The organism is Arthrobacter sp. S41, assembly GCF_004320535.1.
Taxonomy (GTDB): domain Bacteria; phylum Actinomycetota; class Actinomycetes; order Actinomycetales; family Micrococcaceae; genus Glutamicibacter.
On sequence record NZ_SIHY01000001.1, the window covers coordinates 2204302 to 2218918 of the forward strand.

A 14617-nucleotide genomic window follows, 5' to 3' on the forward strand; every position below is an offset into this window, starting at 1 on the left:
TTCCACTGCAACCTGTTGCGCCGGTGGGTGTTCGGCGCTCCATCAACGATCACAGCTCTTCAAAAGATTTCCGTATAGTGGATACTATTATCCTCAAAATGAAAAGGCAAGAGGGTTTTGTGGTCTTCGGCACGGATTTTTGACGGCGAAATATCGGATCGTGGAAGAAAAGCGAGTTTCTAGGCTATTGTTGGGACGAGGATTTCGCATCGTAGAACTTACGGACCACAATCTTCCAAAATCAGTGCCTTAACCAAAGGAGTAAAAATGACGCAGGCTTCCAGCAAGTCCACCACCGGCGGAGTGCAGTCCGTTGAACGCGCATTTGAACTTCTTGAGGTCATCGCCCGCGCTGGTGGAGAAGCGGCACTAAGTGAACTCGCCGCTGACACTCCCCTACCGTTGCCTACCATTCACCGGTTATTGCGCACTTTGGTCGGTGTTGGATACGTTCGCCAGCTACCTAACCGACGCTACTCATTAGGCCCACGCCTGATCCGTCTTGGCGAAGTCGCCAACCGACAGCTTGGGGCGCTAGCATCCCCGATGCTTAAGGAATTGGTCGCCAAGCTCGGCGAATCGGCAAATATTGCAGTCCTGGACGGCGACATGGTCACCTACATCGCCCAGGTGCAATCGGCTCACTCGATGCGCATGATCACCGAAGTTGGACGCCGCGCAATGCTGCACAACTCCGGTGTGGGAAAGGCAGTGCTCTCGGTACTCGATGACGAACGGGTGCAGCGCCTCGTTTCTCAGGCGGGTATGCCACCGAAGACCGCCAATACCATCACCACTTTGGGCAAGCTGTTCACCGATGTGGAGGCTACGCGCGAACGCGGCTACGCGATTGACGAAGAAGAGCAAGAGCTCGGTGTGCGTTGTATTGCCGTTCCGGTGCCTGGAGCCCCAACTCCCATGGCCATTTCGGTCTCCGGACCGGTTACTCGCGTCGACGAAGCCTTTATGCAGACCGCAATACCCGTACTGCAGGCCGCTGCCAAGGAACTTGGTGTGCAGCTGGTTGCTGCCGCCGACTAGCCTTTCAGCTCTTCAGCCTTTGGCGGCAGAACGGTCATCCACGCCAGAGGGATCAGCACGATGCCAGCGATGATGGTCAGGACCGAGAAGGAACTGACCGCCATCAAGGGCCCAGCGGCAAAAGCAGCTGTGGCACCAGAGAGGTTCGACAGCGCATCAACGCCGCCCTGGACCGATGCGCGATCTTGTTTAGTGATGACCCTGGCAAATAACGCTGAGCCGGAAACGTTGATGAAAGACCAGCCCACGCCAAGCAAAATCAGGCTGATCATAATCCACCCCATGTTCTGTGGATGAGCTCCGCCAGCTAAGAACGAGCCCGCAAAGATCACCAAGCCGATTGCGATAGAGAAGCGATATCCCCACCGGTCAGCCACGTACCCCACCACGGGTGCCAGCACATACATGCCCAAAATATGCAGCGAGATGGTCACCCCGACCAGAGACACCGATCCGCCGTGATGAGTCAGGTGAATAGGTGTCATCGTCATGATGGCCACCATCACCACCTGCGCGCTGAGGATCGCCACCACCGCATAACGGGCTCGCTTATTGGTGCGCAGCTCCGCAACAAATCGTTGAATGCCACCGCGCTGCCGTACAGGTACCGCCGCCTCGACGTCACGTTCGAGTTGCTGGGCCAGAAGTAATGGGTCGGGGCGCATCAAGCTGAACACCAGCACCCCGGCTAATACCATCGCGATCCCGGCGATAAGGAATGCTCCAGCGTACACATGTAAGCCCGTCGCGGCACCGATTTGTTGGGCCGGAATGCCAAGGTTTGGGCCAAGTACGGTCCCGATAGTTCCCACCCAAACGATCAGTGAGAGACTGCGACCCTTTCGCTCATCGGTGGCTAAGTCGGTGGCAGCAAATCGTGCCTGCAGGCTAATGGCAGAGCCAGCGCCGATCAACAGCAGTCCGACAAAAAGCGGGATCACCAAGTGAAATTGAGCTGCGGGCACCAAAAGTAGGGCACCGACAGCTGCCAGCCACCAACCCGAGCTCAAGGCGATTCGACGTCCGTAGCGCGCGGCTAGATTGCCTAGCGGAAGACCGAGCAAGGCGGCGCCCAAGGTGCTTGCGGTGCGGGCAAGACCTGCCCAGGCCTGACTGGAAGTAACTTCCTCGGCCAGCAAAATACCGATGGACGGGGCCACACCCACACCAATGGTTCCAAAGACTTGAGAGACAGCAAGGACCCACAGCGTTCTTTGCTGGACCTTGCTACGCGTCAGCTCATTCATAGTCTTTGTCTCGCATACCTAGCTATTGCGCGAACTGAGTTTCGTAAAGCTGCGTGTAACGCCCACCCAAGGCCAGCAATTCAGCGTGGGTTCCACGTTCGATAATTTGGCCACCTTCCACCACGAGAATCTGATCAGCTGAGCGAATCGTTGACAGACGGTGGGCAATGATCAGGGCGGTACGGTTTTCCAAGGCTTCAGCCAAAGCAGCTTGCACCGCAGCTTCATTGGAGGAATCCAGTGCGGCAGTTGCCTCGTCCAGAATTACTACCTGCGGGGCAGCCAGAAGCAATCGGGCAATGGTCATGCGCTGTCGTTCGCCACCAGAAAGTCGGTAACCGCGCTCACCCACCACAGTTTCTAATCCATCAGGCAGGGACTGGATCACCGGCAGAAGTCGGGCGCGCTCCAAGGCTTCCCAGATTTCTGCGTCGGTGGTTTCCGGGCGCGCCAGCGTCAGGTTGGCACGAATTGTTTCGTGGAACAGGTGCCCGTCCTGAGTCACCATCGATACTGACTTGCGTAGTGAGTCCAGCTTAAGTTGGCGAATATCCTGCCCAGCAAGTTGAACGCTGCCCGAATCCACGTCGTAGAGGCGGGCTAACAGCGAGGCGACGGTGGATTTACCGGCACCGGATGAGCCGACCAGCGCAAAGGTCTGACCGGCAGGGATCTCAAAGTTGATGTCGTGCAAAACTTCCTCGCCGCCGCGCGTATCAAGCACTGCAACCTCTTCAAGCGAGGCCAACGAGACTTTGTCCGCGCTCGGGTAAGAGAATCTCACGTGATCAAACTTCACTGGAACCGGGGCGCCTATTTCTAGACGATGAGCATCTGGAGTATCGGTAATCAGTGGTTCAAGGTCTAACACCTCAAAGACGCGGTCAAAGCTCACCAGTGCACTGGTAATTTCCACCCGTGCGTTAGCCAAGGCTGTAAGCGGGGTGTACAGCCTGGTCAGCAACATACCGAGGGTCACCACATCACCTGCGGCCAAGTCACCGCGAACCGCATACATACCGCCCAAGCCGTACACCAGGGCCAATGCAAGTGCGGCAACCAGGGTCAGCGCGGTGACAAAGTAGAACTGACGCATGGTCATCTTTACGCCAATGTCGCGGACGCGCCCGGCATGCTGCGCGAACACCTTCGACTCATCTTTGGGACTGCCAAAAAGCTTGATCAGTGTGGCGCCCGGAGCGGAGAAGCGTTCGGTCATCTGGTTGCCCATGCTCGCGTTGAGCTCTGCGGATTCGCGGCGCAGCAATGCCACTGACTTACCAAAGCGACGAGCAGGCAGCAGGAACACTGGCAAGAGAATCAGCGCAATGAGCGTGACCTGCCACGAGGTGGTAAACATGACGGCTGCGGTCAGGATCAGTGCAACGGTGTTTGAGACCAAGCCTGAGAGCGTTCCGGCAAAAGCGGATTGTGCACCAATCACGTCGTTGTTCAAACGGCTAACCAATGCGCCGGTACGGGTGCGAGCAAAAAACGCCACTGGCATTTTTTGTACGTGATCAAAGACCGCGGTCCGCAAGTCGTAGATGATGCCTTCGCCTAGGCGTGAGGAGAACCAACGAACAATGACTGAGGTAATCGCGTCTAGAACCGCGATTACCGCCATGATGATGGCCAGATTGGCAATGTTTCGCACTGGCGACTGCGCGACAATCGCATCGACTACTCGGCCAGCCAATACTGGCGTCACCACTGCCAGAACTGCGGCGATGACGGAGAAGAACACAAAAATCAGCAGACGGGTCTTGTACGAGGCAGCAAATTTCAGCACTCGCTTTGGCGTTGTGGAGGCGTAGGCCTTGCCTTTGTCGCCGGAAAGTTTCCACAGCGAATGCCAAGCGGCAGTTTCCATGCTCATGAATATTTGCTCGCAATTCTGCTCAAGGTGTCAGCGATTTCCGCCTTACTTAGTTTCCCAGCAAGGCACCTGCAACTTCTAGCTAGGCTCAGCTTATCTAGCCAACCGGCTCAGTGAGGCGATTAAAAAATGACGGCACCAACGGAAGAGATGACAAACCGGCCACTGACCGCCGGAAATTGAAACTTTGAATGACGCACCTTTGGATTAATCACCCCACTTACACATGCTGGTTCTCGTATTTTCTCTTATCACTGCTATTTTTCTCCCTTTCAGACAGCAGGACCGGATACGAAAAACGCAAGGTCGCGCTTCCACTACTAAAGACATAAAAGCACTTGTGAGACCGCGATATTTTCCACGATCCAGAATCAATTTATTCCGCATTGCGAAAGTTCTGTTTTTTTATTGCGGAAGTAAGTGGGCTGGCTTACAGTTGACAACACCCAAGCCACAGGCACATATCTCGGAGCGAAAATTCCTCGGGAGCAGCCATGAAAATCAAGTCCGCAGACGCTTTTAAGGGCGCCGAATTACCGCGCAAAAGACCCTTCTACACCTCCTTGTTCTTCCAGCTTGGAGTCGCCATTGTCGCCGGAGTATTGATCGGGCATTCCCTGCCAAGCATCGGATCTCAGCTACGCCCGTTGGGCGACGGGTTCATCTCATTGATCAAGATGATCATCGCTCCACTGATATTCCTCGTCATCGTGACAGGAATTTCGACAGTAGGAGACGTCGAAGCAGTCGGGCGTCTAGGCGTCAAAGCATTGCTCTACTTCACCTGCGCAACACTATTCGCTCTAGTCTTTGGGCTACTGGTCGGAAACCTCATCCAGTCCGGTGCCGGGATGAACATCGACCCATCCACGTTGGACGCGGGTGCTGTCGAAGCGAAGACCGGCGAAGCAAAAAGCGCCTCAGAATTCATTTTAGGAATCATCCCGGTCAGCGTCTTTGGCGCTTTCTCGGATAACAACCTGCTTCAGGTTCTGTTCTTCTCAGTCTTCTTTGGAGCAGCCATTGTCGTAGTGGGCAAGGAACGCTGTGCTCCACTACTAGGCATTTTCGATAATGTTCTCGAACTGATTTTTAAGATCATGGGCTGGGTTATGCGCGTCGCTCCATTAGGCGCGTTTGGCGCAATGGGCTTCATCATTGGCCAGTACGGAATTGAAACACTCGGCACCTACGCAAAGCTGATCTTGGCCTGTTATGCCGCGGCCTTGCTGTTCATTGGCGTTCTATTCATCGTCGCCTGGGCGTTTGCTCGCGTTCCATTCGGGGCAGTTCATCAAATACACCCGAGAAGAGTTCTTACTGGCCTTGGGTACTGCCTCAACCGAATCGGTCATGCCACGAATCATGACCAAGCTGACCAATGCAGGTTGCTCAAGGGCTACCACCGGCCTAGTAGTTCCCACCGGTTACTCGTTCAACCTCGACGGGGCAGCCATCTACTTGTCGATCGCCTTGCTCTTCCTCGCCCAAGCATTTGGACATGCGTTGAGCTTCGGCCAACAGCTAGCGGCGTTGGGGGGTCCTGCTCCTTACCTCCAAGGGCATGGCAGGCGTTCCAGGTTCATAGTTCTTGGCATTATCCGCGACCGCAGCCGCGCTGGGAATCTTCCCGGTTGCCGGAGTGGCATTGCTGTTAGGTGCAGATCGCATCATGGATTCCATGCGCGTAGTAGTCAACCTACTGGGCAACTGCGTGGCAACCTCCGTGGTTGCCAAATGGGACGGACAGTTTGATCGCGAAGCCATGAAACGGGCTTTTGCTGGAGAAGTCACTGAAAAAAATGAAGCTGAACTGCCAGTGGGTGAGAACGAGCCTGTCACCAATACTCCCAAATGCTCACAGTGCGGAGCGGAAAGCACACATGCGGTGGGAGCACTCCTTGGATCCCACCATTCAATCCCACAGCACTAAGACAATAACCAAAGCGCAACAATAATTCAGATCAACCCGGTGTTCGGCCAGAACAAAGTGGAGTTATCCAGTGTGTTCTGGCCGCTCGGCCTTTAACGTGCCTGAGGCGTTTAGCGCGAGTTTCGGGCCTCAGAAGTCCACTTGTTGTCAATCATGGACGCGAAGTCAAAAGCTTCATCCAGAATTTCGCGCAACGACTGCTTAGGCGACTCGATCCACCTAACCAACGCGTGATCATAAAGGGTCAGCGCGAGTAAGGCAGAGGTTTCGGCTAGCCGCGGGTTAGCGCAGAAAACTGAAAGCGCTTGGGCCAGAGCAACCTGCTGTTCCCTGCGAGATTCTTGCCAACTAGCGCGAAGTGCTGGGGTACTCCAAACGAGCTCAATGTGAGAACGCATAACCGTCGGGTCCTGCTCCGCTGCAACCACCGTTGGCTCGAAGCTTCGACGCAACAGTTCCAGCAAACTCTCGCTTGGATTCGAGGACATGGATTCAAGCATCTGCGAAAAATGCATATTCATGGACAGCAATGCGGTCACCACAGCGTCCTCTTTAGAAGAGAAATATCTAAAGAACGTTGCCCGCGAAATTCCGACAGCCTGGGCGGCCTGCTGCGCTGTGACGTTTTCTAATCCGCGTTCGGCAAAGACGGTATACACCTGCTGCGCAAGCTCGGTTTTCATCTTCTCGCGCACCCGATCACGCACCACGCTACCCATAACAATAATTTTACTCTGAGCTAACCACTCGCGCTTGAGACTCTGTCTCTTTTTACTGATCAGATAGCGATTATGACAGGTGTGTCGCGTGATCGAGAGTTCATGATACTCAACAAATCCCTAATGTTGATGCCTCGGGCACGAAGCTTCGATAGGCTCAAGAACAGACATCAATTCTCGACGAAGGACTGGCATGGGACAAACCAACAACATTGGCACCATCGAACTGGGCCAGGGACTAGAAGTCACTGGGCAGGGCTTTGGTTGCATGTCCCTGAGCAGCGCTTACGGCTCGGCAGATGACACCGAATCACTGCGCACGCTCAACCACGTCATCGACTCTGGCGTGACCTTCTTGGACACCGCGAACATCTACGGCGCAGGACACAATGAGACCCTGCTGTCTCAGGTTCTCAAGGCCCGTCGCGACGAGGTCACCCTGGCAAGCAAGGCTGGAATCGTACGCCCGAAGAACCCGGGTGACCCACGGGTTAGTGGCGATCCAGCATTCATCACGAAGTGCTTTGATGAGAGCCTGCAACGTTTGGGCGTGGATCATATCGACCTGTATTACTACCACCGGGTTGACCCGCTGATCCCCATCGAGGAAACGATGGGCGCCTACAAAGAATTAGTTGAGGCAGGAAAAATCAGCCACATTGGCCTCTCTGAAGTAACGGCTAACGAACTACGTCGTGCTCACGCGGTGCATCCGATTACCGCAATCCAGATGGAGTACTCGATTTTCAGTCGCGATATTGAGCGTTGGCTCCTGCCCGCGGCCAGCGAACTCGGTGTTGGGTTGGTCAGCTACGCCTCCTTGGGCCGAGGTTACTTCACCGGGGAGGTGGACTCATTAGCTGGGCTGGAGGCCAATGACGTGCGCCGGAATTTCCCACGCTTTGAAGATGCGCGGATGGAACACAATCTTCCTTTGCGCACCATTATTGAACAGGTTGCCCAGCGTGAAGGGGTCACCACCGCACAAGTCAGCCTGGCTTGGGTGTACGAACAGGCGCGCAGCCAAAACGTTGCCCTCTCCCCTATCCCAGGCACTCGCTACGCACACCACTTTGACGACAATCTGGAATCGATGAATGTGAAACTTTCAGCGGAATCGATGGCAGCACTGGATACCTTGGCAGCTCGGGTCGACGGCGAGCGCCAGTCGGACATCATGTCGGTATCCAAGGGTCGCGAAGAGGCACAGCTGATCAATGGAGGCAACGACTAATGAAGATTGCCCTCGCTCAAGTACTGAGCACCGCAAATCCACAACGCAATCTGGTGATCATTCGAGACCAGGCAAAAAAGGCCAAAGCTGCCGGGGCTTCATTGGTGATTTTCCCCGAAGCCATGCAAGTGGCTTTTGGTAATGATCTGGCCGCGACTGCTGAAGCCATCGATGGCCCATGGCCTGCTTTGGTTCGCCAGCAAGCACGCGAAATCGGGATCACCATCATCGCCGGAATGTTCACACCCGGAGAATCCGGCAGGGTTCGCAATACCCTCTTGGTTGCCGGCGACGAGGTAGATACGCACTACGACAAGATCCACCTCTACGACGCTTTTGGCTATGCCGAGTCTGACTCGGTCACCCCAGGAACTACCCCCGTGCAGTTCACCCATGAGGGTCAGAGCATCGGTATTGCTACCTGCTACGACCTTCGGTTCCCCCAGTTGTTCATCCATCATGCCAATGCAGGGGCCATAGTGAACATCGTCTGTGCTTCATGGGGACAAGGTGAAGGCAAGGTTGAGCAGTGGACCACTCTAGCCAAGGCCCGCGCTTTGGACTCGACCACCTTTGTTGTGGCCGTTGACCAGGCTGATCCGGTAAGCGTCGGCGAGAGACTCTCGGGTACCGCACCGCTTGGCGTGGGGCATTCAGTGGTTGTCGATCCGCTTGGCCGTGTCATCGCGCAGGCCGGGGCCCAGCCCGAATTGCTCGTGGTGGATCTAGAGCTGTCGTTGGTTAGACAGGCGCGTGAACAATTGCCGGTGTTGGCCAACACCGTAGCGCTGTAGCTGCTCGTCGACTTAGCAGCATTACCTTATCTTGTTAACTCGTGGCTTTCTCTTGAGCTGAAGCGTCGCTCGATTTTGGGGGCCGCAGTTCGCTGATCAGTGAGCCAATGACAATGAATAGCGCGCCAAGAATGGCAATGGGAGGCAGCCTGTCTCCGGCAATGCGTCCAATAATCGCAGCCCATACGGGTTCACCAGCGTAGATGATGGTGGCTCTTGTTGGAGAAACGGATTTCTGAGCCCAATTCATTGCGAGTTGAATCATGCAGCTAGCCAAGCCCAAGGCAACGGAAGCTATGACCCACACCCACGAGAATTCAGGGATCTGCTCGCCAACGATAGGCACGGTGAGGAATCCAAGCAGACCTGCCACCAGCAGTTGCACCACGGTAACCCGTCCCAGATGCACCTTCCCGGCGAACCAGCCGATGAGGATGATCTCGCCTGCTATTGGCAAGGTACTGATAATGGTTACGATTTCCCCTGAGCCGAAGGTGAAGCCGACACTTCCGGGATCTGCCAGAAGAATCAGTCCGAAGAAGGCGAGCGCCACACCAATCCAGGTGAGCAACCCTGGCCTCTTGCGGAAAACGACCCACTGTAGCAACGGCACCAACGGAACGTAGAGCGCGGAGATAAAAGCTGACGTGCTGCTATTAAGCGTCTGTAGACCGGCAGTTTGCAGACCGTAGCCGAAGAAGATCATCACTCCGATAGCTACGCCTGCCCCGATTTCCTTTAGCGTTAGCCCCTTAAGGACGCGGGCAAATAGCAAGGCACTGAAAAGACCCGCAGTAATAAATCGCATTCCAACGAAGAACCACGGACCGGTGTATTGAACCGCTACGTGGATGATCAGAAAAGTAGCGCCCCATACGCACGTAGCGAGCATGAGTACCGCTTCTTGACGGGAGAGTAAACGCCGCCGCGACCTAGTGTGCAACATAATGCACAACTATATGGTGAATAATAGTGCACATGCAAACTGATGAGAGTTCCGAGGTACTCGCACACGTGAGTAGAAATGTCCGCCGCCTTCGACTGGATGCCGGACTCAGTCAGGCAGCACTCGCAGATGCGTCGGGAGTAAGCCGACGCACCGTGATCAAGCTTGAAGCGGGCGAAGCGAACATTAGCCTCACCGGACTCGACCGCCTGGCAGAATCCTTGGGCGTGACATTTGTCGACTTGGTCGCGGAGCCCTCGGCTCCGCGCTCCTCAATCAACGAAGTTGTGTGGAGAGGACAGCATCCTGGAAGCGTGGCGACACTGATGGCCTCCGTTCCAGCCAATAAGGAAGCACAGCTTCTGAGCTGGTGCCTGGAACCTACAGAGCGTTATGTCGGTGAGCCGGACCCCGCAGGTTGGTCGGAAATGATTTTAGTTCTCGAAGGAGAACTGCTGATCAAAACCACAGAAGAAACCGTCCTGCGCAGTGCTGGTGAGCATTACGCGTTTGCCACGTCCCAAGATTTCTCGTACATCAACGAGAGCCGGCAAGTGACGCGTTTTGCCCGGATAGTTGTGAGTTAGTTTTCCTAAACAGCTATCAACACCACTCCGCTCTTCCGCTAACAGCTACAGGCCACTAGGGTGATTATCAGCCACCCAACCACTTGCCGATGGAGCTTTCGTGTCCCTAGTACTGCCCAAGTCAACTCTACTGAATCCCTCAACGGCGCCAGCGTTGAATTGGGGAATTTTGGGCCCCGGGTGGATTGCTGAACAATTCGCCATCTCGCTGAATACTTTGACCAAGAGCCGGATCGCCGCTGTTGGTTCACGCAGTCTAGAACGCTCCGCTAAATTCGCCCGGACCCACGGGGACGATGATACTCGCGCCTACGATTCCTATGATCAGGTACTTAGCGACCCAACCGTGGATGTGCTCTACATAGCGGTCCCCCATAGTGGCCACGCAGAACTCGCGCTGAAAGCAATTGCCGCCGGAAAACATGTTCTCGTGGAAAAGCCGATGACTCTGAACGCTGAGCAAACCCGGCAAGTAATCACCGCTGCCAGATCGACCGGGGTGTTTGTTATGGAAGCTATGTGGTCGCGTCTTTTGCCCATTGGCAACGTGATTGCGCAGGTACTTCAGTCCCGTCTTCTCGGCGACGTTCTGGCGGTGAACGCGGACTTCGGCGCAAAGTTTGCCGTAGATCCCAGGTCACGGATCTATGATCCTGCGCTGGGTGGCGGCGCCCTGCTAGACGTCGGCATCTACCCCATCGCATTCAGTGCCATGGTTTCCTCTGCCAAAGAATTACTGCATGCTTCCGGTCGAATGGCCGAGACCGGGGTGGATGCGACATTTACTGCGGTACTTGCCAATCAGGATGGATCCACCACAAGCGTGTTCAGCAGCATTGAAACGGATTCACCGCAGGCTGCCTGGATTGCAGGTACAGAAGCGACCTTAGAGGTAGAGCGCCCTATTTTTGCTGGATCGCGACTCGTGCTGCGCCATCACGATGGCAGCATTGCGGACAGCCAAAAATTTAGTGAGCATTCTGCTGCGACAGGTCTGGGTTGGGAAGCTGCCCACGTTGCCCGGTGCATCGGCGAAGGCCTACTTGAATCTCCCGTGATGCCACTCGATGAGTCCTTGGCCATTGCACAGACCATGGACCAAATCGCTGGAGAACTTCGCAAGAGGAACTAATACACCGGAAGATGCAGTCAACGCGGATCCGTAACTGCTAAGTTGGGCACCAATGAAAAGACTGAGTACTCACCAGAGGTCCTTACTGGGGCTCTATCTGGCCCTCGTGACCTTAGCATCAGGCTTGCCAATACTCCTAGGTTTTTTCACTCCGCTCTGGATCGCGCACTACGGCACCCCTAGACCCGGAGTCCTTCCGTGGTCACCACTGTTGACCATTATTTTTGTTTTGCTCGTGCTGGCCCTCGGTGAAATCAGCGATCGAATCGTGCTGAGAGTCTTCAACACAGCGCACAAACTCCCCGTGCACATCCTGCAGGCACTCATGACCTTTATCGTGATGCTCGCCTGCTACCGCTTGGTCATGACCACGTATGAGGCTGCCGTCATTGCAGCTTTGACTGCGGTGTTGGGGTACTTGCTTCTAGCTCCGCTGATTAATCACCTGTATAAGAAAGCTCCGAAGGATTAGTGAACTGGCTCCGCCGAGTGCGGGGCACCATGCTTAGCCACGTTGTCCATGAGGATCTGTGGCCAGGCGTTGACTTCGTCGCGGGTGCTCGCCACTTGCAACGTAGCTTGGGGCAATGCATACAACAATGCCTGCGCGGTAGCCACCGGATGGGACGGATCCTCAGTCCACGCAAGAATATGTGTGGGAACGGTGACGCGCGCCAGATCTGCGAGCTGAGGCAGATCGCTGGCAGCAGCACCTCTAAAAATCGTGGGCAACAATTCCAGTGAATTATCCGGCACAGTCACCGGATTACCGATAGTGGCCGGTGGGACTGGCATATCAATGTCGGCCTGGATAAAAGCATCCCAACCTTCAGCTTCTAGCAGCTCAGCGTTGTGTATATAGGCAAGGGACTTTGCTTTGCGCGATTCCCAGGCAGTAGGCGGAAGCAATAGAGTCAGCCCGCAAAAGCGTTCAGGTTCCTTAATTGCGGCGTACAGCAAGGTGGCGCAACCCATTGATGGCCCAACACCGTACACTTTTTCATTCGGAAAATACCCGTGCAACAAGGCCAGCAAGTCATCGGCGAGGTTCTTCCACTCGTAGTCCTCAACCACCTTGCGGCCACTGGACTGACCGTGCCCGCGGGCATCGTAACGAAGCAGTCTCGTCCCACTCAGGCCACGACCCAGATCCATATTTAGCACCCGGTCGCGTGCCCGACTGGAGGTCAATCCATGCAGCTGAACTACCGGATGACCACCCTCATCGCTCAGTTCTACGTCAAGGTCAGCCCCGGTAACACTAAATTTCGCCATATTCCGAGTTCGCTTCCGTCATAGTCAGTCTTGGGTAATAGGATAACGCCATGAGACTGACGAACGTTGCACAGTTACGGCTGCCCTTTGGAAAGTTGCATGGATACGACGTTTCGATCCAGCGCACCGGAGCCGCACTCCCAATTTCTTTTGACCAGCGCCGGCACGTGTCGGCCGGAGAACGTCCGGGATCGTGGATGGCCATCAGTTTCAGGCTGCCCACCAAAGTTGAACTTGATGAGCTAGCTACAGCTTGGTTAGAGGTCATTAACCGCCACGGAACACTGCGCTCTGCATTCAGCCGTGATGCGAACGGTGAGCTGCTGTTGCAGGAAATCAATGTGACACCCGGAGCCTGGGTGCAGCACCCGGTAGCCAGCGGTCAGTCGATGAACGACGCGCTGCGCGATGTGTTTGATCAAGCCTGTTCCCCTTTTAACGCACCATCACATCGCCTGTGCCTACTAGAGACCGCCTTAGAGTCAACAATCGTCATTGCTTCGGATCACTCACACGTAGACATGTGGTCAATGCTGGTCATCGTGCGTGACTTGCTACGGGCGCTAGGCCTGTCCGATGACGAAGTTGATCCTCAGCTACTACCCGCAGCCAGCTTCACCGAGCACACCCGTGCCATGGTCGAAAGGCCACGAGCCCCACAAGAGGTTCACCAACGCTGGGCGCAGGTGCTGGAAGCTAGCGGATCGGTCATGCCTCGCTTCCCGCTGCCGTTGGGTGAACCAGTACCGCATGCGGAGCGGGTAGAGGTCCGTGATGTGCTCAATGTGGATGACAGTGCTGCCTTTGCAGCCCAAGCCAAGGAAGATTCTGTTTCCACTTTGACCGCGGTGATCTCTGCGATGACCTCGGTGACGTTGGACTTCGCCGATGCTCCGCTGCGCGCGGTCTTCCCCGTGCACAGTCGCTACGATCACCAATGGGATGATTCTGTTGGCTGGTTTATCACCAACTCGGTCATTGAATCCGCAGATCCAGCACCGCTGGCGTGCGCTGCCGCGGTTAAAGAGGCGGTCCGGCTCGGCTCGTGGCCATTGGAAGACATCCTCGAACCCTGGGGCGGGATGCCCGAAGAACCGGGCATGTTCGCCATCTCCTGGTTGGATCTGCGCCGACTGCCGGTACGAGTGGACTCCATCGGCCTTGAAGCCCAGTACATTGGTGCGACCATCCGCACCGACGGGGTCATGCTGTGGTTCATTTTGGATGATGCCGGACTGCACTTACGGTGCCGTTACCCAGATACCCCTGAGGGCCGTGAGCACGTAGGTGGCTGGCTGGATGCGCTGATCCTTAAGCTTCGTGCGCAGGCGCGCGCTTCAGTGGGTGGCTTGCTTCGCCTCGGCGAGCGCCGTTACCGTGTGCAACGTGCCGAACGCTCCGATGTACCAGCCATTGTTGCATTGCTTTCGGATGATGAGTTGGGTGCTTCGCGCGAAGGCAATGACCTAATAACTTACGAGCGGGCTTTTGACAAGATCAGCCGCGACTCCACCCACTATCTTGCGGTGGTGCGTGACGAGCAGGACGCTGTGATCGGCACGATGCAGCTATCGATCATTCCCGGCCTCTCTCGCAAGGGCACCACACGTTTACAGATCGAAGGTGTGCGTGTGGCCGCCAGTGAAAGGTCCCAAGGTGTGGGCCGGTCAATGCTCGAATGGGCGCACGCGCACGGCCGGGCCCGAGGCGCCCGACTTGCTCAGCTGACCACCGATTCCTCAAGGCTCAAGGCGCACCAGTTTTATGCACGCTTGGGCTACGAAAAGAGCCATGTGGGTCTAAAACTGGAACTCTAAGCTGCGCCCGAGG

The 14617-nt window shown here is 55.7% G+C and carries 12 protein-coding genes and 1 pseudogene; 8 read left to right on the forward strand and 5 right to left on the reverse strand.

Annotated elements, in window-relative coordinates; all coding sequences use genetic code 11:
• Positions 1 to 267: 267 nt before the first annotated feature.
• Entirely contained in the window at positions 268 to 1041 is a 774-nt protein-coding gene (locus tag EYR88_RS10135) for an IclR family transcriptional regulator (RefSeq protein WP_131089524.1), read from the forward strand.
• On the opposite strand, the gene EYR88_RS10140 is transcribed toward EYR88_RS10135, so the two are convergent.
• Both EYR88_RS10140 and EYR88_RS10145 read right to left on the reverse strand, forming a co-directional pair.
• Positions 1038 to 2288, reverse strand: coding sequence for an MFS transporter (locus EYR88_RS10140; RefSeq protein ID WP_131089525.1), 1251 nt, complete (start codon positions 2286 to 2288; stop codon positions 1038 to 1040). The genes EYR88_RS10135 and EYR88_RS10140 overlap by 4 nt on opposite strands.
• 22 nt (positions 2289 to 2310) lie before the next feature.
• Positions 2311 to 4167 (reverse strand): ABC transporter ATP-binding protein, encoded by a 1857-nt coding sequence (locus tag EYR88_RS10145; RefSeq protein ID WP_131089526.1) that lies wholly within the window; start codon positions 4165 to 4167, stop codon positions 2311 to 2313.
• A 494-nt stretch (positions 4168 to 4661) separates the two neighbouring features.
• Between EYR88_RS10145 and EYR88_RS10150 the strand changes: the two are divergent.
• Positions 4662 to 6100 (forward strand): annotated as a pseudogene (locus tag EYR88_RS10150) (cation:dicarboxylase symporter family transporter).
• Positions 6101 to 6210: 110 nt separating this feature from the next.
• Here EYR88_RS10150 and EYR88_RS10155 read toward each other — a convergent pair.
• Positions 6211 to 6819: a TetR family transcriptional regulator gene (locus EYR88_RS10155; RefSeq protein ID WP_131089527.1), complete on the reverse strand. Its 609-nt coding sequence runs from the start codon at positions 6817 to 6819 to the stop codon at positions 6211 to 6213.
• 193 nt (positions 6820 to 7012) lie between these two features.
• Between EYR88_RS10155 and EYR88_RS10160 the strand changes: the two genes are divergently transcribed.
• A complete protein-coding gene (locus EYR88_RS10160) occupies positions 7013 to 8053 on the forward strand; it encodes an aldo/keto reductase (protein WP_131089528.1) in 1041 nt (346 codons plus the stop codon).
• Positions 8053 to 8847: a carbon-nitrogen hydrolase family protein gene (locus EYR88_RS10165; protein WP_131089529.1), complete on the forward strand. Its 795-nt coding sequence runs from the start codon at positions 8053 to 8055 to the stop codon at positions 8845 to 8847. The genes EYR88_RS10160 and EYR88_RS10165 overlap by 1 nt, the downstream gene beginning before the upstream one ends.
• Before the next feature lie 34 nt (positions 8848 to 8881).
• Here the strand turns inward: EYR88_RS10165 and EYR88_RS10170 are convergent, their stop codons facing one another.
• Positions 8882 to 9739, reverse strand: a complete 858-nt coding sequence (locus EYR88_RS10170; RefSeq protein WP_242632515.1) for a DMT family transporter — start codon at positions 9737 to 9739, stop codon at positions 8882 to 8884.
• Positions 9740 to 9861: 122 nt separating this feature from the next.
• On the opposite strand from EYR88_RS10170, the gene EYR88_RS10175 reads away from it, so the two are divergent.
• The 3 genes from EYR88_RS10175 to EYR88_RS10185 all read left to right on the forward strand — a co-directional run bounded on the left by EYR88_RS10175 (position 9862) and on the right by EYR88_RS10185 (position 11984).
• Positions 9862 to 10380: a helix-turn-helix transcriptional regulator gene (locus EYR88_RS10175; protein ID WP_242632516.1), complete on the forward strand. Its 519-nt coding sequence runs from the start codon at positions 9862 to 9864 to the stop codon at positions 10378 to 10380.
• A gap of 100 nt (positions 10381 to 10480) precedes the next feature.
• Positions 10481 to 11512: a Gfo/Idh/MocA family oxidoreductase gene (locus tag EYR88_RS10180; RefSeq protein WP_131089532.1), complete on the forward strand. Its 1032-nt coding sequence runs from the start codon at positions 10481 to 10483 to the stop codon at positions 11510 to 11512.
• A 124-nt stretch (positions 11513 to 11636) separates the two neighbouring features.
• Positions 11637 to 11984, forward strand: coding sequence for a hypothetical protein (locus EYR88_RS10185; RefSeq protein ID WP_131089533.1), 348 nt, complete (start codon positions 11637 to 11639; stop codon positions 11982 to 11984).
• Here EYR88_RS10185 and EYR88_RS10190 read toward each other — a convergent pair.
• On the reverse strand, positions 11981 to 12787 hold the full coding sequence (locus EYR88_RS10190; protein ID WP_131089534.1) for an alpha/beta hydrolase: 807 nt from the start codon (positions 12785 to 12787) through the stop codon (positions 11981 to 11983). The genes EYR88_RS10185 and EYR88_RS10190 overlap by 4 nt on opposite strands.
• 50 nt (positions 12788 to 12837) lie before the next feature.
• Between EYR88_RS10190 and EYR88_RS10195 the strand changes: the two genes are divergently transcribed.
• The gene (locus tag EYR88_RS10195) at positions 12838 to 14604 is read left to right on the forward strand and encodes a GNAT family N-acetyltransferase (RefSeq protein WP_131089535.1); all 1767 of its coding nucleotides are present in this window, start codon (positions 12838 to 12840) and stop codon (positions 14602 to 14604) included.
• The last annotated feature ends 13 nt before the right edge of the window (positions 14605 to 14617 follow it).